This window comes from Sphingobacterium spiritivorum, from assembly GCF_016724845.1.
Classification (GTDB): domain Bacteria; phylum Bacteroidota; class Bacteroidia; order Sphingobacteriales; family Sphingobacteriaceae; genus Sphingobacterium; species Sphingobacterium spiritivorum_A.
The window spans coordinates 3,284,315-3,308,529 of the sequence record NZ_CP068082.1 but is presented as its reverse complement, the minus strand read 5'-3'; the positions used below and the strand labels follow the sequence as shown (position 1 = coordinate 3,308,529).

The 24,215-nt window shown below is 39.9% G+C and carries 23 protein-coding genes and 1 tRNA gene; 17 read left to right on the top strand and 7 right to left on the bottom strand.

The genetic code is table 11. The features are described 5' to 3' along the window. Nucleotides 1–125: 125 nt before the first annotated feature. Nucleotides 126–599 (bottom strand): DinB family protein, encoded by a 474-nt coding sequence (locus I6J03_RS14005; protein WP_201693745.1) that lies wholly within the window; start codon nucleotides 597–599, stop codon nucleotides 126–128. A 396-nt stretch (nucleotides 600–995) separates the two neighbouring features. On the opposite strand from I6J03_RS14005, the gene I6J03_RS14000 reads away from it, so the two are divergent. The 8 genes from I6J03_RS14000 (at nucleotide 996) to I6J03_RS13965 (ending at nucleotide 7,864) form a co-directional block, all read left to right on the top strand. Beyond that, nucleotides 996–2,327 carry a site-specific integrase gene (locus I6J03_RS14000; RefSeq protein ID WP_003013274.1) on the top strand — a complete coding sequence of 444 codons (1,332 nt, stop codon included), beginning with the start codon at nucleotides 996–998 and terminating at the stop codon, nucleotides 2,325–2,327. A gap of 4 nt (nucleotides 2,328–2,331) precedes the next feature. After that, nucleotides 2,332–3,333, top strand: coding sequence for a coiled-coil domain-containing protein (locus I6J03_RS13995; RefSeq protein ID WP_003013276.1), 1,002 nt, complete (start codon nucleotides 2,332–2,334; stop codon nucleotides 3,331–3,333). Between the two features lie 157 nt (nucleotides 3,334–3,490). Beyond that, nucleotides 3,491–3,790: a helix-turn-helix domain-containing protein gene (locus tag I6J03_RS13990; protein WP_003013280.1), complete on the top strand. Its 300-nt coding sequence runs from the start codon at nucleotides 3,491–3,493 to the stop codon at nucleotides 3,788–3,790. A gap of 83 nt (nucleotides 3,791–3,873) precedes the next feature. Then, nucleotides 3,874–4,836: an AAA family ATPase gene (locus I6J03_RS13985; protein ID WP_224200403.1), complete on the top strand. Its 963-nt coding sequence runs from the start codon at nucleotides 3,874–3,876 to the stop codon at nucleotides 4,834–4,836. Between the two features lie 142 nt (nucleotides 4,837–4,978). Continuing rightward, a complete protein-coding gene (locus I6J03_RS13980) occupies nucleotides 4,979–5,860 on the top strand; it encodes a toprim domain-containing protein (RefSeq protein ID WP_003013284.1) in 882 nt (293 codons plus the stop codon). Between the two features lie 70 nt (nucleotides 5,861–5,930). Further along, nucleotides 5,931–6,293, top strand: a complete 363-nt coding sequence (locus tag I6J03_RS13975; protein ID WP_003013287.1) for a plasmid mobilization protein — start codon at nucleotides 5,931–5,933, stop codon at nucleotides 6,291–6,293. Beyond that, on the top strand, nucleotides 6,274–7,185 hold the full coding sequence (locus I6J03_RS13970; RefSeq protein WP_003013289.1) for a relaxase/mobilization nuclease domain-containing protein: 912 nt from the start codon (nucleotides 6,274–6,276) through the stop codon (nucleotides 7,183–7,185). Before I6J03_RS13975 ends, I6J03_RS13970 begins: the two co-directional genes overlap by 20 nt. A gap of 4 nt (nucleotides 7,186–7,189) precedes the next feature. After that, nucleotides 7,190–7,864 carry a hypothetical protein gene (locus I6J03_RS13965; RefSeq protein WP_003013290.1) on the top strand — a complete coding sequence of 225 codons (675 nt, stop codon included), beginning with the start codon at nucleotides 7,190–7,192 and terminating at the stop codon, nucleotides 7,862–7,864. Nucleotides 7,865–8,233: 369 nt separating this feature from the next. Here the strand turns inward: I6J03_RS13965 and I6J03_RS13960 are convergent, their stop codons facing one another. Then, nucleotides 8,234–8,689 carry a GNAT family N-acetyltransferase gene (locus I6J03_RS13960; protein ID WP_003013292.1) on the bottom strand — a complete coding sequence of 152 codons (456 nt, stop codon included), beginning with the start codon at nucleotides 8,687–8,689 and terminating at the stop codon, nucleotides 8,234–8,236. 189 nt (nucleotides 8,690–8,878) lie between these two features. Next, nucleotides 8,879–9,742, bottom strand: coding sequence for an aminoglycoside 6-adenylyltransferase AadS (locus tag I6J03_RS13955; protein ID WP_003013318.1), 864 nt, complete (start codon nucleotides 9,740–9,742; stop codon nucleotides 8,879–8,881). 361 nt (nucleotides 9,743–10,103) lie between these two features. Between I6J03_RS13955 and I6J03_RS13950 the strand changes: the two genes are divergently transcribed. Then, a complete protein-coding gene (locus I6J03_RS13950) occupies nucleotides 10,104–10,943 on the top strand; it encodes a tyrosine-type recombinase/integrase (RefSeq protein WP_039990626.1) in 840 nt (279 codons plus the stop codon). Nucleotides 10,944–11,125: 182 nt separating this feature from the next. Here I6J03_RS13950 and I6J03_RS13945 read toward each other — a convergent pair. Next, nucleotides 11,126–11,199 (bottom strand) — tRNA-Pro (locus I6J03_RS13945). Nucleotides 11,200–11,479: 280 nt separating this feature from the next. Between I6J03_RS13945 and rplS the strand changes: the two genes are divergently transcribed. Beyond that, nucleotides 11,480–11,827, top strand: a complete 348-nt coding sequence (gene rplS / locus I6J03_RS13940; protein ID WP_002993135.1) for a 50S ribosomal protein L19 — start codon at nucleotides 11,480–11,482, stop codon at nucleotides 11,825–11,827. Between the two features lie 77 nt (nucleotides 11,828–11,904). Here rplS and I6J03_RS13935 read toward each other — a convergent pair whose 3' ends face one another. Beyond that, the gene (locus I6J03_RS13935) at nucleotides 11,905–12,894 is read right to left on the bottom strand and encodes a potassium channel beta subunit family protein (RefSeq protein WP_004336656.1); all 990 of its coding nucleotides are present in this window, start codon (nucleotides 12,892–12,894) and stop codon (nucleotides 11,905–11,907) included. Nucleotides 12,895–13,055: 161 nt separating this feature from the next. On the opposite strand from I6J03_RS13935, the gene I6J03_RS13930 reads away from it, so the two are divergent. From I6J03_RS13930 to yidC, 4 genes are all read left to right on the top strand, one after another. Continuing rightward, nucleotides 13,056–14,156 carry a carbohydrate-binding family 9-like protein gene (locus I6J03_RS13930; RefSeq protein ID WP_236586189.1) on the top strand — a complete coding sequence of 367 codons (1,101 nt, stop codon included), beginning with the start codon at nucleotides 13,056–13,058 and terminating at the stop codon, nucleotides 14,154–14,156. A 5-nt stretch (nucleotides 14,157–14,161) separates the two neighbouring features. Continuing rightward, a complete protein-coding gene (locus tag I6J03_RS13925; RefSeq protein WP_004336652.1) occupies nucleotides 14,162–15,247 on the top strand; it encodes a family 10 glycosylhydrolase in 1,086 nt (361 codons plus the stop codon). Between the two features lie 227 nt (nucleotides 15,248–15,474). Further along, complete coding sequence (locus I6J03_RS13920; protein WP_037459839.1) at nucleotides 15,475–17,094, top strand: CTP synthase; 1,620 nt, start codon at nucleotides 15,475–15,477, stop codon at nucleotides 17,092–17,094. A 40-nt stretch (nucleotides 17,095–17,134) separates the two neighbouring features. Continuing rightward, nucleotides 17,135–18,958 (top strand): membrane protein insertase YidC, encoded by a 1,824-nt coding sequence (gene yidC, locus I6J03_RS13915; RefSeq protein WP_201693741.1) that lies wholly within the window; start codon nucleotides 17,135–17,137, stop codon nucleotides 18,956–18,958. A gap of 77 nt (nucleotides 18,959–19,035) precedes the next feature. Here yidC and I6J03_RS13910 read toward each other — a convergent pair whose 3' ends face one another. Both I6J03_RS13910 and I6J03_RS13905 read right to left on the bottom strand, forming a co-directional pair. Continuing rightward, entirely contained in the window at nucleotides 19,036–19,818 is a 783-nt protein-coding gene (locus I6J03_RS13910) for a M48 family metallopeptidase (RefSeq protein WP_115170665.1), read from the bottom strand. A 79-nt stretch (nucleotides 19,819–19,897) separates the two neighbouring features. Next, on the bottom strand, nucleotides 19,898–21,247 hold the full coding sequence (locus I6J03_RS13905; RefSeq protein ID WP_004336642.1) for an acyl-CoA dehydrogenase family protein: 1,350 nt from the start codon (nucleotides 21,245–21,247) through the stop codon (nucleotides 19,898–19,900). Between the two features lie 603 nt (nucleotides 21,248–21,850). Between I6J03_RS13905 and I6J03_RS13900 the strand changes: the two genes are divergently transcribed. From I6J03_RS13900 to I6J03_RS13890, 3 genes are all read left to right on the top strand, one after another. Next, on the top strand, nucleotides 21,851–22,069 hold the full coding sequence (locus I6J03_RS13900) for a hypothetical protein (protein WP_002993125.1): 219 nt from the start codon (nucleotides 21,851–21,853) through the stop codon (nucleotides 22,067–22,069). A 127-nt stretch (nucleotides 22,070–22,196) separates the two neighbouring features. Continuing rightward, a complete protein-coding gene (purB, locus tag I6J03_RS13895) occupies nucleotides 22,197–23,546 on the top strand; it encodes an adenylosuccinate lyase (protein WP_039990525.1) in 1,350 nt (449 codons plus the stop codon). 75 nt (nucleotides 23,547–23,621) lie between these two features. Further along, the gene (locus I6J03_RS13890; protein WP_002993121.1) at nucleotides 23,622–24,176 is read left to right on the top strand and encodes a NifU family protein; all 555 of its coding nucleotides are present in this window, start codon (nucleotides 23,622–23,624) and stop codon (nucleotides 24,174–24,176) included. Nucleotides 24,177–24,215: the final 39 nt, after the last annotated feature.

Below are 24,215 nucleotides of genomic sequence, written 5' to 3'. Positions count from 1 at the left end.
AAATAAACTTTACGACAGATATTTTTAGAAATGATAAAGCGCTTTAGTGAGCATGACTTATCTGTAAATCTTCCTTCTGACACTTGTTTATCAAATTATTGAATGTGCCCCTTCATTGATCTGCATCACTCTTTGACGAGTAACTTCAAGTACATAAAAATCTTTCCGCTATGCTCCGCTTCGTGATAGTTAGCAGCTTGTAATGCTTCGATATGATTTTTCACATGAATTCCGATCGGTAAATCAAAGGGTTCATAGTTTATAAATAATCCGGATTCCAGATCCGACTCAAGGATATTAACTGTATCAATCAATAAGGGCTTCACCTCATTAGTATCGGGAGTAATTTGCCAGGAACCTGGAGACGATCCAATTTTGAAGGATTCCATAAATTCTTTAGAAATATGCATTGGTAATCCGCTACGCATATACATATGCCTCTGTTGAGAAGTAATACAATGACCAATTTGCCAAATTATATTATTGTTAAAACCTTCCGGAATTTTGAAGAGTATCTCGTAATCAACTGTTTCTATCAATTGCAATAACCTAGTCCTGCTAGCTCTTAAAATTTTACATTCGTAAAGTTCATTAATCATACAAGTTGATTTAATTCTTTAAAAATGGGAAATACTTTAAGACTCCACAAATTAACTTTTTCACACTAAAGCTCAAATGTTATATTTCATTCAGAAATCTAAGTGCAGGATTATACTAACTGAACTGATTTATTATATACTTAAAGAGTATCTCCCAAGAATTCCATATGATCCTCAGCCTTCTCATCCGGCCCGAAACAATAAAAGCCCTGACTTTCGTCAGAGCTTTTTTGTCGGGGTGGCAGGATTCGAACCGTTATCATATCTTACTTTTACTTTTCTTATTTTACTCTGATTATTAGGTATTTACAAATTTTATTACCTATCTTTACCTAACCTTACAAAGGTAAAATATGGTAATATTAAGCATTTCTGTCCGAAATATGTCCGAGAAATATGAAAGTGAATTTTTATTTAGATAAGCCCTATAATCCCGATATTTCGCCTGAAAAGGTCAAACAGGAATTGGCAAAGGTTGGAGGGAAAAAGAAGAACCTTGCACAAAAGTTCTGGAATCCATCGCCCACTGCACTGTATCTCTTCTTTTCACCGGATAAATCCTGTAGGATAAAATACAGGACAAACTATAAGATATTGCCCAAAAGTTGGGATTTTGAAAAGGAAAGGCTTAAACCAAGTGCCAGCGGAGCGTTGGAATTCAATGTTGAACTGAACAACCTTGCAAACTGCTGTACAAGGGAAGCAATGCGAAAAAAAGAAACAAACCAGTTTCTTTCCAAAGAGGATTATAAACAGATTGTACAGGACTGTATTGACAGGGACAATGCCGTCAATAGTGAAATATCCATTTCCCACCTGAAAACCCAGTTCCTTTCCTACAAATCCAATTTTGTCAAAGAGGGTACGTTAAAAGAATACCGGACAGTCTTTAAGGGATTGGAGGATTTTGAGAAGCATAAGGGAACAAAACTTATCCTTAGGGAAATGGACGGTAAATTTCTCGATCAGTTTGAGGTATTTCTAAGCAGGAAAAAGAACACGAACGATGGAGATAAAGAGGGCTTGCTGAATGACACCATCCACAAGTACATCTCCACGTTAAAGGTATTCCTAAAGTGGTGCAACGACAATGATTATTTGGTGCATCCCGATGTCTTCAAGACCCAGAAGACAAACTTTAAGAAGAAAGCCTACAATGAGATCATTGCCCTGTCAGAATCCGAAATACAGAAACTGATGAACCATGATCTTTCGGACAGACCCAGTCTGGAAAGGGTACGGGATCTGTTCTGTCTATTGTGCTACACAGGGCAAAGATTTGAGGATCTGATCAACTTTGACCCAAAGGACATAAAAAACAATGCTTGGGACTTCATTTCGGTAAAAGTCAAAAAAAGGGTGATCGTACCTTTTGAGGGGTATATTGCCCCAGCAAAGGATATCTTGGAGCGTATCGGTTACTCCGTGCCCAAGATATCCAACCAGAAGTTCAATGAATATATCAAAACTGTCGGCAAACTGGCAGGAATGGACGAAATCATAAAGATCACAAGGTATTCAGGTAAGCAAAAGCTGGTGATAGAAAAAAGGAAGTACGACTTCCTATCGAGCCATGTCGGCAGAAGATCAATGGTAACGAACCTATTGAGCAGGAACGTACCCATTACACTTGTGCAGAAACTGACCGCACATTCCGACATAAGGACTTTAATGAAATACGAATCGGCAAACACGGATTCGTTAATCGATGCACTGAACAAATTTTAAAATTATGAACAGTAAATATTTCAGAAGAAGAAAACCGTTTGACTTTGATCCGCATCCATTGGACGTGGGCGTCCCTTTTTCCAAGAACGATACGCATGCGGATGTACACTTTCTTATAAAAGTTCAGCGACTTCCAGAGAGTCAACTTGAAGATCTCTTTTTGCGCCACTTCAACTATTACAAAGCTGAATTCAACGATACTGACGGCAGAGAGTTTTTTAAAGAATTATGGCAGACTGTTAATTCCGAGCTAAAAAAGGAAAGAAGCAAATCACAGGAAAAGCTGTCGGCGACACAGAAAAGAAGAAACGACCTTAGAATACAGAAATTCCAGTATTTCATCGAGAATATCCTTCCCAAATATGACCGATGGAATTTCACGGTAAGTCTGTCAAAAAAATATGAGATAGTCAGCGAGCAACTATTGCAAGAAGTAAAGAGCAAAACTCAAATAGAATTCCAGCGGACACAGGAATTGATCGATTCGGCATTTACGAAACTTGCCAATTCATCCAATGCAAGTACAGAATCCAATATAAATACCATAAAAACTATTCTGGAGAACTATCTAGATTCGAACAAAGAGGAACAGGAAGAATTAAAAAAGCAATTCATCCAGAAACAAAATCTCGATCGTTTGCTAGCACAGTATAATACGACATTAAAAGAATTGGATGAATTTAAAGAACAGGTTAAAAAGCTCAAAAAAGAGAAATCCCGATTGAATTCCTTGGATCATCATAAAATCAATATACTGAACGGCGACAAACTTAATCTGATCGCGTTGTTTGATGAATTTATGAAAGCAAAGATAATAATCAACGGAAAAGCAGAAACATTCCTAGGGACTAACGCCCATATAACATGGGCAAAAATCATTTCCAATCATTTTTTGGAACATGATAAGCCAATTCCATTCGGAACAGTAGAGAACTATTTTTGTGACGGTAAACCCACCGACATTGACAATTCAGATCGCAAATTCAAAATTATTCCAATTGAATAGCCAGAAGATAAATCATACCACCCCCTTGCAGAGATGCCGTTCAAAATTCTGAACGGCATTTTTTGTGGTCTTGCTTGCCCAATTTTGTGTCAAGTTAATTAAACGAAGAAAGTGGCCATGACTTCGACATTCTTAAATTGATAAACATGAGCAAAGTATGATTACACTGGATCGAAATGCCCTTAGAGATTGTGTCAAGGATGCAGTTAGGGAAGAACTACAGGTTTTTATTTCAAAGGTTGGTAATATGGACGATCCTCCGCAAAAAAAGCAACCGACAAAACTAATGACCAAAAAGGAAATGGCAAACGAGCTTGATATTTCCCTTGTCAGCCTGACCGAATGGATGAAACAGGGGCGTATTCCCTATAAACGTATGGGAAAGCGCATTTACTTCAACAAAGAAGATGTTATGGCATCCATGACGAACTTCAACCATAACAAAGGAGGTAAATAATGATCTCGTTTAACCAGGACATAGCCACTGCATTGGATAGGGCTATAGTAAAAATAACAGATAAATTTTTAGAACCTCCGATCATGATAACAATCAGCAATTCCGATTCCGTTATCGGTACATTAGGAAATTTCAGCGCATCCACCGGAAAGGCCAAGAGTAGGAAAACATTCAATGTGATTTCATTGGTCGCTGCTGCATTGAGCGGAAAACAGATATTACAGTATAAGGTCAAAGTTCCCATAAACCGTCCATTGGTACTGTACTGCGATACGGAGCAGAGCAGATTCCATTGCCACAGGTTGATTTCAAGGGTTTACAAACTCATAAATTACCCGACAACGGAAGTCCATGAAAACCTAAAATTTATATCCCTGAGGGAATACCCCACTAAAGAGCGCATAAGTATCATCGAATATGCCCTGTCCAAATATGCGGGCAAAATATGTCTGGTCATCATAGACGGGATCAGGGATCTTGTTTACGACATCAATAATGCTACGGAAGCGACCGAAATTACCGGCAAGCTGATGAAATGGTCACAGGAGCTGAATATACACATCCATACCGTACTGCACCTAAACAAGGGTGATGACAACACCAGAGGGCATTTGGGGACAGAATTGAACAATAAGGCTGAATCCATATTACAGGTCACCAAAAGCGATCTGGATACAAACTACAGCACCGTGGCGCCAAAGTTCATCAGGGATATCGAGTTTGAGCCATTTACCTTTTTTATCGATGATGGTTTGCCCGTACTGGATGAGAACTTTGACCTGTCAGGTACAGTATCGAGAAAGGGATTCGACTATCAGGAGCTTTCCAAAGAGAACCATCGGGAAGTGTTACAGGAAATGTTCAACGGCAGTGAAATAACCTGCACATATGATGAATATGTTGGCAGATTACGGAATGCGTATCTGGCAAAGGGCTTCAATTTCGGCATCAATAAAGCCAAACAGCTGAAGACATTTCTGGAAAACAAACGGATGGTCATCAAAAACGATAAGACCTACCGGTTCAACCCTGAATTCTATTATTAAAAAACAGGTTTAGTTTAGTCCGCCCCTATATAGTAATAGACTAAACTAAACCTACTTTAAAATTAAGATTATGACATGTGATGAATTAAAGCGCATACCGCTCATATCCATATTAAATTATCTACAGATACCATGCGCAAGGATGAACAGCCGTGAAGCATGGTTTAAAAACCCATTCAATGGAGGAGACGAAAGAACGGCTTCGACAAAGTTGGATATCCATAGGAATATCTGGTACTCGCATTCGGAAGGATTCGGAGGAAATAACATTGACTTCCTGATGAAGTTTTTGGATACGGAAAACCTATCAACTGTTTTAGATTGGGCTGATGAAAGAAAAAATATCTTTTCTTTTCACCAGCAGACCGTATTGGATAAAGTACAGGTCATGCAACAAGAAAATGAACGCGCTTACACCATCCTTTCCGTTGAGCCTCTCGGAAACAAAGCTCTGACAGACTATCTGACCGACGTACGCAAAATAGATATTGAAATTGCCAGAGTATACTGTCAGGAAATCTATTACCGGACGGCAAAAGGACAGACGTACTTTGCCGCAAGTTTTAAGAATGATGCAGGTGGATACGAACTGCGCAACAGCTATGATAAACGCTCCCTATTGACAAAGGGGATCACCACGATCGATAACGGCAACAAAGATGTTGTTTTGTTTGAGGGCTTCACGGATCTGCTATCCTTTATGACGTTAAAAAAGAATGCAGGTAAGCCGTATCTAAATACGAACTTCTGTATCCTGAATACGACCGCCAATCTGCAAAAAGCATATCCATTCTTAGGGCGACATAACGGAATAACAAGCTATCTGGACACAGATAGCAGTGGTTTAAAATCGTACAACAGTTTGCGAAGCCATTTTGAAAAAACGCACACCGTAAAAAATGGAATGGAAGAATTGCAGAGGCAAGACAACAGGATCAAGGATGTCAATGACTATCTGATTTTCACATCATCCAAAGAACAGACCCAAAATATTCAATCGGGAAGAAAACTATCGAATAGGTAGGAAGCAAGGTTGTGTTTTGGTGACCCCAAAACCGATTGGCTCCCGATGGTCACAGCTAAAAAGAAACAAGATGAAAAATAACAAGAAAAAAGGCGGAAGACCCGCACTCGAAAATAAAAAACAGTTCAGGATCAATGTCCGTTTCGATGAAAGCGAACATAACAGAGTTTTGCATAATGCAAAAATTGCAGGTATGAGCAAATCGGAATGGGTACGCAAATCTGCGATCCTACGAAAAATTACACCTAGGTTTACCGAAGAACAATTGAAAGCTTTTAGGGCGATTACTGGGGCTTCGAACAATCTAAATCAGCTAACTAAAAAAGCACACCAGTCTGGACTGATTGAGGTGACACAGGAATGCAAAAATACGATCCATCACATTAACCATTGTATCAATAAACTACTGCACCATGATAGCGAAGATAATTGAGGGCCGATCTTTCGGCGGATGCGTTGGATACGCCCTGAAAAAAGATAGTGAGATTATCCATGTAAATGGATTACGGACGGATTCGGCAAAGACCATCACACAGGACTTTAATTTTCAGCGGATGCTGAATCCAAGATTGGGCAAGGCAGTCGGACACATTATTCTTTCGTGGAATACAGAAGATAAAAACAAGCTGAATAATGACATCATGCTATCCGCAGCTAAGCGTTATTTATCAAAATTAGATATTAGGGATACCCAATGCTTAATGGTGCGCCACCACGACCGCCAACATGATCATATCCATATTATTTTTAATCGGGTAAACGATCATGGCAAAACTATCTCCAATAGCAATCAGCGGTATAAGAGCTTTAAAGCTTGTAAAGAATTAAATGCATTATATGGCTTTAAGCAGTCCGAAGGAAAACGAAATGTCAACAGAGGTAGACTGAAAGGTAATGATCTAACGAAATACCAAATTTACGACACCGTCAAGGCAGGCATACGACACAGTAAAAACTGGAAGGAACTACAAAATTATATCCGTTACAGAGGTGTGGAAATGCAGTTTAAATATAGATTGGGGTCGGATGAGGTTCAAGGTATTTCGTTCATCAAAGATGAACAGACATTTCGGGGTTCTGCCATAGACCGCTCATTGAGCTTCGGACAGATCGACAAGGCTTTAAATAGCATAGATAATTCTATTGAACTAAATCAAATTACTGGAAGCTATGTTTCGAAGGATCATTCTATAGACAGAAATATCGGAGAAACACTTGGTCACATAACATCAGCTTTATTTTCGAACCCCGAAATTACACCAGAGCAAGATGATCCGTTGATCAAGAAAAGAAAAAAGAAAGAGAATTACGGACTAAAACGTTAATACCATGAACACAGAATTAGAAAATATACAGCAACAGGTAAGCGCATTGCAGGAAAACACAGACTTGATCACGCAGGATATTGTACGAATAATGCCTACAATTGTCTCCCTACTTTCTGAAAATGAAAAGAAAATGCAGGAATTTCATGAAATGCGAGCAAAGGATCAGGAACTACTACAACAGATCAAGCAATTTATTAAAAGAGAAAACGATGTACTATCTAAGATCATTAACGATTATGGGACACTTCAGGATGTAGCTAATGAAATCTCCACAATAACTAGACAGGAATTAGCTGTATTAACAATCAAAGAAAAAGACATTGTTTCAAAGATAGCTGAAATTCCTGATCAGGTCATTGTAAAACATCATTACGGCATTGATCTCAAATCAACACCTCTGATCATTGTTATGATAGCATTATCTACCATTATTTCGCTAGGTCTCGGTGTTCTATACGAGAAGAACAAACAATTAGACGATAGAAAATCGTATGAAATGCGTTACCGAATGATAGAATTGGAGCTACCGCATGTAACATCGCATATCGATTCTACTCATTCTCTTAACCCTAAGAAATTCCATAATTTGGTGATTAAAAGAGAGGAAGAAAATAAACTATTAAACAGTATAGACCAAAAACGTCAGGAGATCAAAAACTTAAACAGTCCTGAATAACGGCTCGGCGACTTGGCGAAGTAGCGAAGCTGTATCGAAGATACAAAAGCGGAGCTATTTAGCCAAGTCGCTTGTTGTAAGCAGTCCGCGAAGCGGCGGCTTACGGCAAGCGACGTAAGTCGCCGAGCCATTGTTAGCAAGGAGCGCAGCGGATTGCTAACAACGTTTTGCAGCTTGCCGCTGGGGCGGGAAAAGAAGCCAAAACTTCGATTTCAGAACCGACCCGAGCAAAAACCATTTTTAAGCTTTAAATTTAATCAAAAAGTTTAATAAATGGTTTTTGCGTACAAAGAAAACCGACCGTTGAATTTTAAACCATAACCGCCCTTGCGGCAAACTGTTTGTTAGCGGTTCGGGCTTTTATTTTGTTTAAACTTCAAATTCATAGACATTTAAAAATCGTCCTTTTATTTTACTCTCTTTTCTTTGGATTATTTTTCCACCCATTTTTCTATAAAAACCGTTAGAATTAGGTTCCGCATAAACTCTTATAATATTCGAGCTGCTTTCTTTAGCTGTTTCTTTGATGAAATCAAAAGTTTTTTTCCCATATTCCTTCCCAATATTTTCAGGTAAAAGCCAAAAGTGGTCTATTTCAATATGTTTTTCCTTATAGACAAGAGAGCAAAAACCTAAAAAATTTTTGCTATCGAATATTTTAAAAACTTTATTTCTTTTAATATAGGAATCTGTTATTGTCAATTCGTTTGTCCATAAATTCATCTGTTCATCTGAATAGTTCCAAATTTTCTTAGACTTAAATGCGGTTTCTGATAAAAGTTCTGAATCGTTTGGTTTGGCTCGTTTAAATTGTAATGTTTTCATTTTTCGGGGATGTTCTCTTGTTCTATATTATAAAGCTATTTTGGCCTGACCGCTAACGTGCCGCGTATTGGCGATGGGCGGGATTTTTAGCACTGAACTTTAATCGAAGAACAGAAGTTGAATTTTGCACTTCCGTTGATACGAAGCCGTTCAGCCCGCCTATTGCCAATACGATGTTGTACAACGTAGTTATGTTTTGGGTTTTAGTCCAGCTAAATATTTTCGTATGTCATTTTCTAATTTATCCGGGTATTTGTACTCTAATTTTTTTGACAATTCAGTTCCTATTTCTGAAACTAAATCAGTCATTGAAAATAGAGCAGTCCAATTTTCCTTTATATCGCTCCCTGAAAATGTTTGTTCTGTTTTAGCCCACATTTCCTGGTTAAGATACTTTTTGAAAAGCCGTCCATATTTATTGGTCGTTATGTTCCAATTGTGTTCACTTGCAATGTGCCATTCAATTAAAGGAATTAAATATTCTGTGCGAATAACGGTTTCCGACATAAATTTCGCATAGAATATTTCATCTCTCACAAGACACTTTGCCACGTAAGTTGTGTCCCACCAAAAATCGTTTATTAGATTTTGAAACTCTTTTTCAGACGGTTTTTTGATAATGGAAATTTGATAAGTTGGTTTCAGCATTTGCTTTGTAATACCATCTTTATCAATTAAAATTTTATAACCAATATCCCAATCTTCTGGTAATTCTTTCTCTTGCGTTTCCTTTATAAATTTTGATTTGCTGTAAAGTTTAAAATCTACTTTCACACCGTCTTCATAAAGTAGCATTTTCATTGCGTGTTTATGGTTAAAACAACTTTCGTCTTCTTCAATCATAGCAATTGGATTTCCGAATTTAAGCGTCCAGCTTTTGTCTGAAATGTAATTTGTATTATCCTCAAAAACAAATTCAATGTCTAAATCACTAAATTCGTCAACAAGTGCTAAAGGATTTACAAGTGAACTTGTCAGAAGAAGAACTCTTACATCTTCGTTTTTCTCCGACCATTCTATAATTGTTCTTAACTTTTCTTCTCTGACTTTCATTTTGTTTGGTTCGGTTTTACTATGTCGTACAATGGCTCGGCGACTTGGCGAAGTAGCGAAGCTGTATCGAAGATACAAAAGCGGAGCTATTTAGCCAAGTCGCTTGTTGTAAGCAGTCCGCGAAGCGGCGGCTTACGGCAAGCGACGTAAGTCGCCGAGCCATTGTTAGCAAGGAGCGCAGCGGATTGCTAACAACATCTGTTTTAACGAAACGAATATACGGAAAATTTCGCTTAACCAACCCTATACGTGTTTCGTTATTTGACTTTTCTTTCTACATAAGATATTGATATATTTGTATTTAAAAAATAAAACCGCACAAATAGCGAAACAAAATATTATAAAATACTATTTCCCTGATATGAATAGCGAAATCATACTTGAAACCTTCGAAAAGAGATTGCTGATGCAGAGATATGCTGGCAATACCATTAGATCGTACAAGGATTACGCTAGTATATTTCTTAAACATGTTAGCAAATATCCCTCCCTTGAAGAAATTCCACTGTCAGATATTGAGGCGTTTATAAACGAAAAAGTTCAAAATGGGAAAATTAGTGTTTCCTATCAAAAAGGATTAGTGGGCGCAATCAAGAAGATGTACGAACTGATATTGGACAAAAAAATCCAACTGGATTACTTATACCCGAAACGATCATTTTCTAAATTACCTAAATTCTTTTCAAAAGAAGAAGTAAGAAATATTCTCGATAACACTCAAAATCTAAAACACAAGGCTATTCTGATGACAATCTATAGTTGTGGACTACGTCTTAGCGAACTGTTGAATCTCAAAATCAAAGACATAAAATCTTCCGATGGAATTATCAGAATCCATCAAAGCAAAGGTAATAAAGATCGGATTGTATCATTACCAGACAAATTGCTGGCGACTTTGAGACATTATTATCAAGCATTCAAGCCAAAGGAGTACCTCTTCGAAGGTGAGAGGGGTGGCAAGTATAGCGAACGAAGTGTACAGTTGATTCTGAAAAAAGCATTGATCAAAGCAAATGTTCAGTCGGAAGGCTCTGTACATACATTGCGACATTCTTATGCCACACATTTAATCCAATCAGGTATCGATATCCGAATTGTAAAAGAGTTATTGGGTCATGAAAATATAAAAACGACTATGATCTACACTCATATCACTGACATAGACAAGCAAAAGACTCCTAGCCCTCTTGATTTTTTATAAGAATAAGATGAACTTTTCACGCTCTATAGAAACAAGCATTATGTTCCAATCATTCTTTAAGAAGGGTTATTCTTCTAGCTTAACTTAACTTTGCTTAGGTTATTGAATAATCAATATTCAGATATAATTTGTCCGAAATGTGTCCGAAAAAAGAAAAAGCCACTGATTATCAGTGGCTTTTGTCGGGGTGGCAGGATTCGAACCTACGACCTCCACATCCCAAATGTGGCGCGATACCGGGCTACGCTACACCCCGAAAAGGTATCACCTTTGTTTTGTGTGGCACAAATATACGGCGAAAAACCATTTTGTCAAATATTTTTTGACTTCTCTGCCAAATATATCTGTAACCCACTCATAACGAACTTTATTAAATATTATTTACATCTTATATAATACCCGCAAAATTGTGTACTTTTGCATCCGAAATACAAGAACTCAACTTTTTGAAAAAAGTATTTTTGAAATTGAAAAAAAAGCTGTAATATTGCATTCCGATTTTTACAGGACAAAATCGTTATTAATTACTCGAAATCATGGATTTAGTAAAATTTGTAGAAGAACAAGCGGTTACGAAAAACGAAATTCCCGCTTTCAAAGCAGGAGATACCATCAGCGTTCATTATAAAATTCGCGAAGGAAACAAAGAGCGTGTGCAAGTGTACCAAGGTGTGGTGATCCAATTAAACAGCGAAGGTACTAATGCAACTTTCACCGTACGTAAAATCTCTAACGGTATTGGTGTTGAGCGTATTTTCCCTGTAAATTCCCCTAACATTGACCAAATTGTAGTAAATAGCTACGGTAAAGTTCGTCGTGCGAAATTATTCTATTTACGCGATCGTACTGGTAAAGCTGCTCGTATCAAAACAAGACGAGTATAATTATTTACTCAACGAACATAAAAAAGGCTTTGAAAATACTTCAAAGCCTTTTTTATGTTTACTTTGCTACATCCGGATTAATATTCGGATACAAAAGGTCTGGTCTGCATAATATCGTCGATCTGCGTTAACACCTCCGGTGTCAGTAACGGCAATACCTCCAGTGCTTTCAGATTTTCCAGCAACTGACTCTCTTTGGTTGCACCTAAGATAGCTGTAGTTACATTCGGATTGCGTACACACCAGGCAATCGCCAGTGTAGGCAACGATACAGCCAGCTGCACCGCCAGTTTTCCCAGTTCCTCTACCCTGTTCAGTTTATCCTGCGCCAGTGCTCTGTCTTTAAGCCAGCCATATCCTTCCAGTGCCAGACGCGAATCTTCCGGTATACCGTTATTATACTTTCCGGTCAGCAGACCCGAAGCCAGCGGACTCCAGATCGTCGTACCCATACCCAGATTTTTAAAGATAGTCAGGTAATCCGCTTCCATCTTCTGGCGGTTAAACAAGTTATATTCCGGTTGTTCGACAGCAGGAGCCTCCAGTCCCAGTCTACCTGCTGCAGCATGCGCTTCCACTATCTCTGCTGCAGACCACTCACTCGTACCCCAATACAGAATCTTACCCTGCTGAATCAGCGTATTCATCGTACGCACCACCTCTTCAATCGGCACATTCTTATCCGGACGATGGCAATAATACAAATCCAGATACTCCACCTGCAGGCGTGTCAGCGCCTCATGGCAAGCCTCCGTAAGATGCTTGCGGCTCAAACCATGCTGATTAGGCTTTTTATCCGCACCCTTCCAGCCAAAAAAAGCCTTGCTGGATACCACATAAGAGGAGCGGTCCCAATCCTTCTGCTTCAGGATACGTCCCATCATCTCCTCCGACAAACCGTTGGAATAAACCTCTGCATTATCAAAAAAATTGATCCCCGCATCATAAGCCACAGACATAAGGCGATCGTTCTGCTGATCATCCGTCTGACGGGCAAAAGTCACCCAGGATCCGAAGGAAAGCACACTCAGCTGGAGCCCCGTCTTTCCCATTCTTCTATATTCCATAAAAACTATCTAATTTATATACGTACTAAAGGTATACTTTCAGACTGATATTTAAGAACAGGAATTCTAAAATTTCGTTGCAACATTTCTTTTACAGAATGGTCAGAATTTCGTTGCTAAAACAATTTACTTTAACTTCATCATTTATATTAGCCCTATACATGAAAAACATCCTGCTATCGACGATCTGTACACTGTTGCTGGTTTCCCCTTCCCCCGGTCAACAAAATATAGCCCAGTTCGAGGCCTTGCAAAGCATACCTCAGACCTACGCTGTAGTAAAGACCGGCAATCCGATAGAAATTGATGGGAAAGCCACTGAACAAGACTGGCAGAATACAGCCTGGACAAATCTCTTTGTCGATATACAGGGGAAGCAACTTCCCGATCCGGCATACAAGACACAGGTCAAGATGCTCTGGGATGACGAATACCTCTATGTATATGCACAGATGGAAGAGCCACATATATGGGGAAATCTGGAGAAGCATGACGACATTATTTACCACAATAATGACTTTGAGATTTTTATCAAACCGAATATACACCAAAGTGAATATTATGAGATAGAAGTAAATGTACTCAACACCATTTTTGACCTGTTGCTGTCCAAACCTTACCGTTTTGGCGGAAATGCACTCGTTCACTGGGATGTTAAAGGATTGCGTTCGGCTGTTCACAACGAAGGAACAGTCAATAATCCGGATGATACAGACAAGTACTGGGCTGTAGAAATGGCCATTCCGTTTGAATCTTTACGCGCTTACGGACCGGGAAATGCCCCTAAGCCAAAAGATTACTGGCAGATCAACTTCTCACGTGTACAGTGGCAGCATGAAATCCAGAATGGAAAATACAGCAGAAAATTAAAAAACAATAAACGCATAGAAGAAGACAACTGGGTATGGTCACCGATAGGAGTCATCAATATGCACTATCCGGAACGCTGGGGCTATATCCAGTTTGTCACCGAACAGCAGGATACCGTACCGGAACTACCTCCTTATTATACGATATCCAAACTGAGCTGGAACATCCATTATTTACAAAAACTGTATTTTGACAAGAATAAGGTCTATACAGCCAAACTAAGTCATCTGCCCTCCTATACGACACATATTCAGCCGTATCTGAAAGCCTATGACGCAGAACTGTTGACAAACTCGCAAAAAAACTATTATAGCCTGCTCCTGCGCAGCAAGTCCAATCCCAGACAGACTGCTATAGTAGACAGCAAGGGAAATTTTGATACTAATCCATAAACCTCATGAGTAACAGAAGAAATTTTTTAAAACTGGCTGCCGGAAGTGTTGCAGCGCTAAGTCTCAAACCTGCGGATGTGATAGCCGGAATATCTCCGCAGCATTCTTTCAGTTTTGACTACTGGTTTTGGGTGAGACCCAATGAAAAAGATAGCTCCGCAACGTTAAAAGAAAGATACAAATCGTGGAAAGATGCGGGAGTAGTCGGACTGCTTTTCGAGAATTATTCAGAAAAACATTTTGCAATAGCGAAAGAGCAGGGACTGCAGACCCATCGCTGGATGTGGACCATGAACAGAGGGGAGAAAGAATTACTGCAGGCTCATCCCGAGTGGTACGCAGTGTCCAGATCCGGAAAATCATGCGCTACCGATCCCGCCTATGTCAATTACTACCGCTTCCTCTGCCCCTCCCATCCGGATGTTCCCAAATATCTCGAAGACAAAGCCAGAGAGCAGCTGGAGAAAAAAGATGTAGACGGTCTGCACCTGGACTATATCCGCTATCCGGACGTGGTACTGCCGGTCAACCTCTGGCAAAACTACAAACTGGATCAAAGCAGCGAACTGCCGGACTATGACTTCTGTTACAGCAAATTCAGCAAAGATGCTTTCAGAAAAGAAACAGGAATCGACATCGATAAACTGGAATATCCGGCACAAAGCCTTTCCTGGCGCAGCTTTCGTTACCGACAGATCAATAATGTCGTAAACCGAATCGCTGAAGTCGCTAAGGAATACCATAAACCCCTGACTGCAGCCGTATTTCCTACGCCTGACCTGGCCAAACGCATCGTGCGTCAGGACTGGACCAACTGGAATCTGTCGGCCGTATTTCCGATGATCTATCACGGATTTTACCGGGAACCGGTATCCTGGATCGGGGAAGCCGTATCAGAAGGAGTGAATACACTGCATAAAAAGTTTCCGCTGTATGCAGGTCTCTATTTACCGGATTTCAAAGATGTACACGAACTGGAAACCGCTATTCAGCTGGCGAAAGAAAACGGTGCTGCAGGCGTATCCTTATTCGGTGAATCCGAAATTAATGCAGACGTTCTGAAAGCCATTAAAAAAATAAAATTCGGGTAATATATTCCCATCAAAGACCTGTAGGCTAATCTCATCGGTGGAAGGAGATATAGCCTACAGGTTTAATAGCCATTTTTCATTTTCCGGAGATTGCTGAAACATTTTACTTTTTCAGGCCGGAAAAAACACGACATCCAGAAAAAATTTCTATCTTTGTATCCCGTACATAAAGCTGATGAATGGGGACCAATCCCCCCATATTTTTTAGTTCGAAATCCAAAATTGCTATGACTAAATATATTTTTGTTACGGGCGGCGTTACTTCGTCGTTAGGGAAAGGCATTATTGCAGCTTCTCTTGCCAAGCTTCTCCAGGCACGTGGCTATAAGGTTACCATCCAGAAATTTGATCCTTACATTAACATCGATCCGGGAACATTGAATCCGTACGAACATGGTGAATGTTATGTTACCGAAGACGGTGCAGAAACAGATCTTGACCTCGGACACTACGAGCGTTTTCTGAATGTAGCAACTTCTCAGGCTAACAACGTCACGACTGGTAGAATATATCAGCATGTCATTCAAAAAGAACGTGAAGGCGCCTATCTGGGTAAAACTGTACAGGTAATCCCGCATATCACGGATGAGATCAAACGTCGTATGCAACTGCTGGGTGAAACCGGTGAATACGATATCGTGATCACAGAGCTGGGCGGAACAGTAGGTGATATCGAATCGCTGCCGTTTATTGAAGCTGTACGTCAGTTAAGATGGGAATTGGGCAATAATGATTCTCTGGTCATCCACCTGACACTGGTACCTTACCTTGCAGCAGCAGGTGAGCTCAAAACAAAACCAACACAACACTCGGTAAAAACATTGCTGGAATATGGGGTTCAACCCGACATTCTGGTATGCCGTACCGAACATACTCTTTCACAGGATATCCGTAAGAAACTGGCGCTGTTCTGTAATGTAAATATCAATGCCGTAGTCGAATCTATCGACGCATCTACAATCTATGATGTGCCGTTGTTGATGCTGAAAGAACAGCTGGACAAAACGGTATTGACGAAATTGAAACTTTCCACCAAAAATGAACCGGATTTGACGAACTGGAAAACATTCCTTGGTAAACTGAAAAATCCTACAAACGAAGTAAATATTGCACTGGTAGGTAAATATATCGAATTGCCGGACGCATACAAATCCATTTCGGAAGCCTTTATCCATGCCGGAGCAAGCAATGAATGTAAAGTAAAAGTACATTATATCGCTGCTGAAAGTGTTGCTCCTGAAAATGTGAAGGACAAACTAAAAGCTATGGATGGCGTATTAGTCGCTCCGGGATTCGGAGAACGCGGACTGGAAGGTAAGCTGACGACGATCCAGTATGTGAGAGAAAACAACATTCCTTTCTTCGGAATCTGTCTGGGTATGCAATGCTCAGTGATTGAATTCGGACGTAATGTATTGGGTCTGAAAGGAGCAAACAGCTTTGAAATGGACGAAAGCACGCCTTATCCGGTGATCAACCTGATGGAAGAACAGAAAAACATCAAAAACATGGGAGGAACCATGAGATTAGGTGCATATGACTGTGAAATCAAAAAAGGAACAAAAGCATTCGGTATCTACGGAAAAGCAAAAATATCTGAAAGACACCGTCACCGTTACGAATTCAATAATGCGTATCTGGAGCAATATGAAAAAGCCGGTATGATCGCTTCAGGCTTTAATCCGAAAACCGGTCTTGTAGAAATAGTCGAGCTGAAAAACCATCCTTTTTTCGTGGCCGGACAATTTCATCCAGAATTAAAGTCAACTGTTGCAAATCCTCACCCACTTTTTGTTAGCTTTGTAGCCGCTTCTCTGGCAGGCAAAAAAGCGAAAGCAACAAAATAAGAGGTTGCGGATAATATTGAATAGAAATTAATAATTAAAGATGGATAGAAATACCCTAATTGGTTTAATCCTGATCTTCGCCATCTTAGGTGGATCATTTTATTTAATGAAACCCTCAGAATCGGAGATTAAACAAGAACAAAGACTGCAAGACTCGCTGAAAAGAGTCAAAGAAGGCTTACCTCCGGTAGCTGACACAACAAAAACTCCGGCAAAAACTGCTGTTAATACCAATCAGGTAGATTCAGCCGAACTGAAAAAACCTTTCGGAGCTGCAAAATACGGTGAAGAAAAAATCATCACCCTGCAAAATGAAAAGATCATTGCAAAGATCACCTCTAAAGGTGGTCGTGTAAAATCTGTTGAGCTCAAAAACGAAAAGAACTTCGACGGATCTCCGTTAATCCTGTTTGACGGGAATAACAACAGATTTGGTCTGATGTTCAACGCTGCCGGTCAGAATATCTCTACCAACAATCTTAATTTCCAGACGACAGATGCAGATGTATCGATAAGCAAAGGAGATTCAAAGACAGTGAAGTTCAGACTGAGCTATAACGATGCGCAATATATCGAGTATACCTATACATTGAAAGGCGATGATTACAACCTGGGACTGGATATCAATGCCGTAGGTTTGCAGAACCTGATCCCTCAGGATCAAAAAACAATCCTTCTGGACTGGGGAGCTGTATTGTATCAGAAAGAGAAAAATGTAAAAGGAGAGCGTGATAAGTCCTCTATCTATTACAAAACTGCAGAAAATAATGTAGATCACTTAAAAGAATCCGGTGATGATGATGACCAGCTGGACAAACGATTAACATGGATCGCATTCAAGCAACATTATTTTTCAAGCATTCTGACCAGCAAGACAGGTTTTGCCTCTGCTGATCTGGATGTGAAAACCGCTGCTGAAGCAGATATCGTAAAATTATACAGTGCTAAAGCGAAACTTGATTTTTCAAACCAGAAAGACAACCAGTATTCTTTTAATTTCTTCTTTGGTCCGAACAAATACAATATCCTGAAAGCCCAGAATGACGGTTCAAACAGTATCATCAACATGGGCTGGGGCCCGATGCGCTGGATTAACCAGTGGATCACGGTTCCGGTGTTCAACTTTCTGGACGGATTCCACATGAGCTATGGTATTGTTATCCTGATTCTGACGATCCTGTTGAAAGGTGTCTTATTCCCGCTGACGTACAAGTCATACCAGTCTATGGCCAAAATGCGTGTATTGAAGCCTCAACTGGATGAAATAAAAGCCAAAGTAGGTGAAGATAATGCCGTATTGCTGCAACAGGAGCAGATGAAACTGTATAAACAGGCCGGTGTAAATCCATTGGGGGGATGTCTCCCGCTGGTACTGCAGATGCCATTTACCATTGCCTTTTTCTACTTCTTCCCGAATCTATTCGAATTAAGAGGAGAAAGCTTCCTGTGGGTAAAAGATTTGTCAACCTACGATTCGCCGATCACATTCCCGGCAATCTTCGGTATCGATCACGTCTCTTTAATGTGTGTGCTCATGACATTGACGACCCTACTGACTACCTGGTACAATAATGCAACATCCGGAGCGACCGGACAGATGAAATATATCGGATACTTTATGCCGCTGATCTTCTTCTTCGTCCTGAACAGCTTCCCGGCAGGTCTTAACTACTACTACTTCTTAGGTGCGGTATTTACATTCCTGACGCAATTATTGATTCGTTCATTCGTAGATGATGATAAAATTCTGGCGAAGATCGAAGAGAATAAAAAGAGACCGGAGTCTGAAAAGAAAAAATCATCTTTCCAATCTAAAATGGAAGAAATGATGAGACAACAACAGGCACAGAAAAATAAAAAATAGAACTTCGGTTCTCATCATAAAAAAAGTGGCGGCTTCTATATGGAAGCCGCCACTTTTTTTATAACAGATAATTCCTTTTATTCAGGCTTTTTGAATCCTTCTTTTTCCGCCTTTTTAGACATCGTCTCTACACGCTTAGGTGTATCCGGATGAGAAGACATCAGTTTCTGAGTAGCACTTTGTTTCTCACCACCTGACAGTTCATTCAGTTTTTCGAAAGCTTTAGCCATATACCACGGATTGGATTTCTGCTTTTTCAGAAACTCGTATCCATAGTCATCAGCAAGAGATTCCTGTTTACGGGAAAAGCTTGAGTTTGCGATCTGCTCACTTAAAGCTCCCAGTTGCGATTCAGAAAGCGCAGCTGCAGTCCCCCCCTGTGAAGATACACCATCCTTCAATGCCGAAGTCAGTAAAGCCGTACGGAAAGCATCTTTAGAATCTTCATTCTTCACGTGACCGATCTCATGACCAATTACACCCAATACTTCCTCATCGGTCATCACCTGCATCAATCCCGCGCATACCCTCACACTACCATCAGCACAGGCAAATGCATTCACATCACGTACCAGATATACTTTAAAATTAAGGTCAAGCCCATCGTAATTGTTCAATCCTGAAGTCAGTTTTTTCAAACGGATAGCCAGCTCATCATTATCCGGAGCCACCGGATTGTTCTCATCCATCCATTTGATATACTCTTTCGTATATTTTACAACATCTTCGTTGCTCAGGGTCACTGCTTTGACCGCTTTAGTCGCAGAACCTACTGTCTTCGAATTCAGCTTAAACTGTCCATAACTTACTGATGACAACAACGCCACAGCACAAGAGGTTAATAAAATCTTTTTGATCATAACTAATATAATAAAGTAACTATTCATTGAAATGCCGTAAAGCATTTCAGATTATCACTTTTTCGTTACAATTATCATGCTAAACAAATGCACTGAACCCCGTAATACTTCTTCCGACGATCAGAGAATTGATCTCTTTGGTACCTTCGTACGAATAAATAGCCTCAGCATCAGCCAGAAAACGGGCCACATTATATTCTAATAAAATACCATTTCCTCCCATTACTTCCCGGGCCTTGGAAACGATATCTCGTGTCCGGAGCGAACAGAAGACTTTTGCGAGAGAAGCATGTTCATCTTTTAGCTGTCCGGCATCCTGTAATTCAGACAACCGGAATACAAGTGTCTGCATCGCGGTAAGATTGGAAAGCATTTCCACCAGATGATTCTGAATAAGCTGAAATGCGGCAATAGGTTTACCAAACTGTTTGCGCTGACGCGTGTAGTCCAGCGCATTTTCATATGCACCACGCGCACAACCTACAGCCATCCAGGCCACACCGGCACGTGTCATCTGCAACACCTTAGCCGTATCTTTAAAAGAATTGGCATTCTGTAAACGGTCAGATTCTGCTACCACACAATTTGTCATCGTGATCAAGCCATTCTGTACAATACGCAACGCCATTTTCCCCTTTATCTTCTCTACTTCAAATCCGGGTGTATCCTTCCGTATAATAAACCCTTTGACTTCTCCGTCATCCAGATCACGGGCCCACACAATCGTAATATCCGAAAAGGTAGAATTACCGATCCACTTTTTCTGTCCGTTGAGTACCCAGCCCTGTTCTGTCTTCTGGCAGGTTGTAGTCAGACCGCCCGCAGCTCCCGACCCTACTTCCGGCTCCGTCAGGCCAAACGCACCAATCACTTCCATCTTCTGCATCTTCGGCAGCCATTCCTGTTTCTGTTCCTCTGAACCACAGATATAAATTGATCCCATAGCGAGACCACTCTGCACCCCGAAAAAAGTAGCAATAGAAGCATCTACGCGAGCGATCTCAGCAGCAACGACACCTTCCATAAGGGAAGTTCCTCCGGCACAGCCATATCCTTCATAGGTATATCCGGCGATATTCAGAGCGGCAAACTTGGGAATGATCTCAAAAGGAAATTCATCTCTTAACCAGTAATTGTTGACAATTGGCTTGATCTCTGTCTCCATAAAAGAACGCACTTTCAACTGAAGTGCACGATCCTCAGGACCTAATTTGGCATCAATATCATAGAAATCACCATTTATAGGCGGTAACTCCTTCTTCTTACCACCTCCGGTCAGCATTTTGGTTACAGCCTGCAATTGCTTATCATCCATTTTAGAGATCGCCTCCATAACCTGTTTCAGATCTATCTTCTTTGATATCTTTTCAATTTGTTCCAGATCGATAGACTTCATCAGGCCCATCATATTTTTTATTTTATCAAACATAACTGTATCGGTTTAAACCCCTTTAACAACAAAGGGCCTTATAATTTAGTTTTTATTATTGAAAAATAATAGGACTACTTTTCGCAGTCACCTGAGAAGTAGCTGCCATACAATAACAAGTACATCAGTTCACGTCCCTGCCAATTGTATAGCATAACTATCTTTTACTGACTAAGAAGAATAAGGTAAAGAGAAGAAGACGCGTCAATTGCTGTCCCCACCAATTCTTTTAAAACAAAGTAAATCAAGCAATTAAAAGGCGCATCAGTTCACGTCCCGGCCAACTTCATATCCTTTGATACAAAATATAAATTACTGATTATAAGTAAGTTAAAAAATATATCAAAAATAAACACATCAATTAGAATAAAAGTCTTGACAACGTCATATTAATATCCCATCTTTGCGCCATATTTAAACGATCATTTGTTTTTCAAGTCGCTTTAAAAATAAAAAATAACATTTTTTAAAATTTTAAAACACAGAAAAACAGCAGTTTAAATAAAAAATTAAAAAAAATAAAATATTCGGGGTTACCTTTTTAGGTTACGGGTATTAAAGGTAAATAAACAAATTTGTTTCAATTAAAATAGAAAATTAAAAATGAAAAACTTATTCAAATTCGGATTTTTAGGTTTAGCTTTAACTTTAGCTTTCGCTTCATGCGGTAACTCATCTACTAAAACTGCTGAAACTGCAGATTCATTAGGTGATTCAATCCAAGCTACTACTGACTCTATCGCTGATTCTTTGAACAACGTAGCTGATTCAGTAAAAGCTAAAGGTGATTCTATCGCTGATTCAGTTAAAGCTGCTCACTAATCTCCGATTGAGAGTATAAAAAACTCATTAAAGACCGGTACAAATTTGTACCGGTCTTTTTGTTTTTACCACTCTAAATTGGGAATACGTGCTCGTTTTGCTATTTTTGTCAAAATAAATGACAAACATGGCTTTATCTTCTCTAACAGCGGTGTCTCCTGTAGACGGCCGTTACTATAATGCGACCAACGAACTATCTGCATATTTTTCTGAATTTGCACTGATCAAATATCGTGTACTGGTAGAAATCGAATACTTTATTGCATTGACAGGATCCGGCATTCCACAGTTACAACACTTTGACGGATCATTAAATGAAAAATTAAGAGCGTTGTACCTAGACTTCACACCAGAAGATGCACAGTGGATCAAGGATAAAGAAAAAATCACCAACCATGATGTCAAAGCTGTAGAATACTTTATTAAAGACAAATTCGAGCAGTTCGGTCTGCATGATTCACTGGAATTTATACACTTTGGACTGACCTCTCAGGACATCAACAACACAGCCATTCCATATTCATGGAAAGAAGCAATCGAGAAAAGTTACACTCCTGCTATTCAGGAACTGGTAAATGAACTGACAGCCCTATCGAAAGAATGGACAGCTATTCCGATGCTGGCACGTACACACGGACAGCCGGCCTCTCCTACCAAACTGGGAAAAGAGATCAAAGTATTTGTAGAGCGTATAGAAAAACAACTTCAATTATTGAATGTGGTGCCGTATTCTGCTAAGTTCGGAGGAGCTACCGGTAATTTCAACGCACACCAGATCGCCTATCCTAACCAAAACTGGGTAGACTTCGGAAATAATTTTGTTAATAACATCTTAGGATTAGACCGTTCACAGACCACTACGCAGATCGAGCATTACGACAATTTTGCTGCAAGCTGCGATGCGCTGAAACGTATCAATAATATTATCATCGATCTGTGCAGAGATATCTGGACATATATTTCGATGGAATATTTCAAACAAAAGATTACCGCCGGACAGATTGGTTCTTCGGCTATGCCTCATAAAGTAAATCCTATTGACTTTGAAAATGCGGAAGGTAATCTGGGCATGGCTAATGCCATCTTTGAACATCTGGCAGCAAAACTCCCGATTTCACGTCTCCAACGCGATCTGACAGACTCAACGGTATTACGTAATATCGGAGTTCCGTTTGCACACACCCTTATCGCAATCAAATCTACATTGAGAGGTTTACGTAAACTGATCTTAAATGAGAAAGCGTTACAGGATGATCTCAACAACAACTGGGCTGTAGTAGCAGAAGCGATACAGACAGTACTTCGCCGCGAAGGATATCCGCAGCCGTACGAAGCACTGAAAGATCTCACACGTACAAATACACACGTAACACAAGACACCATTGCTGTATTTGTAGAGAACCTCAATGTCAGTGAAACTGTAAAAGCTGAGTTAAAAGCGATTTCGCCATCAAACTATACCGGAGTAGAACTGTAACCTTTGACGCTTCGATGACGGGCAGGCATAAGTAAAACACCTATATTTGTCATCATATAACTTAGAGAGAAAACTATGGCAACCATAAACGTATATACAGAAAGTACTCCTAACCCGGCAACCATGAAATTTCTGGTCAATAAATTATTGATCAACGGAAGTCTGGATTACCCGAATAAAGAGAAAGCTCAGGAATCACCATTTGCATTTGAACTCTTCAAGTTCAACTTTGTAACCGGTGTATTTTTCGCAAGTAACTTCGTGACCATCACCAAATCAGACGATGTGGAATGGAGTGATATTGAAGCTATCCTCAAAGATTTTGTAAAAGGAGCAGTAGAGTCCGAACTGGCTGTAAAAGAAGTTCATCACGATGAGGACACTAATTTTGAAGGAACAGAAGTAGAAGTCAAGATCCAGCAGGTATTGCACGACTATGTACGTCCTGCAGTTGAACAGGATGGCGGAGCTATTCACTACAAATCATTTGATAACGGCATCGTAACAGTAGAACTGCGCGGGTCCTGCAGTGGATGTCCGTCTTCTACCATTACGCTGAAATCAGGTATTGAAGGCCTTCTGAAAAGAATGGTACCTGAAGTAGAAGAAGTCGTTGCTGAAGCCATGTAATAAGACGTATATCGTAAACATATAAAACGGGAGTATAGA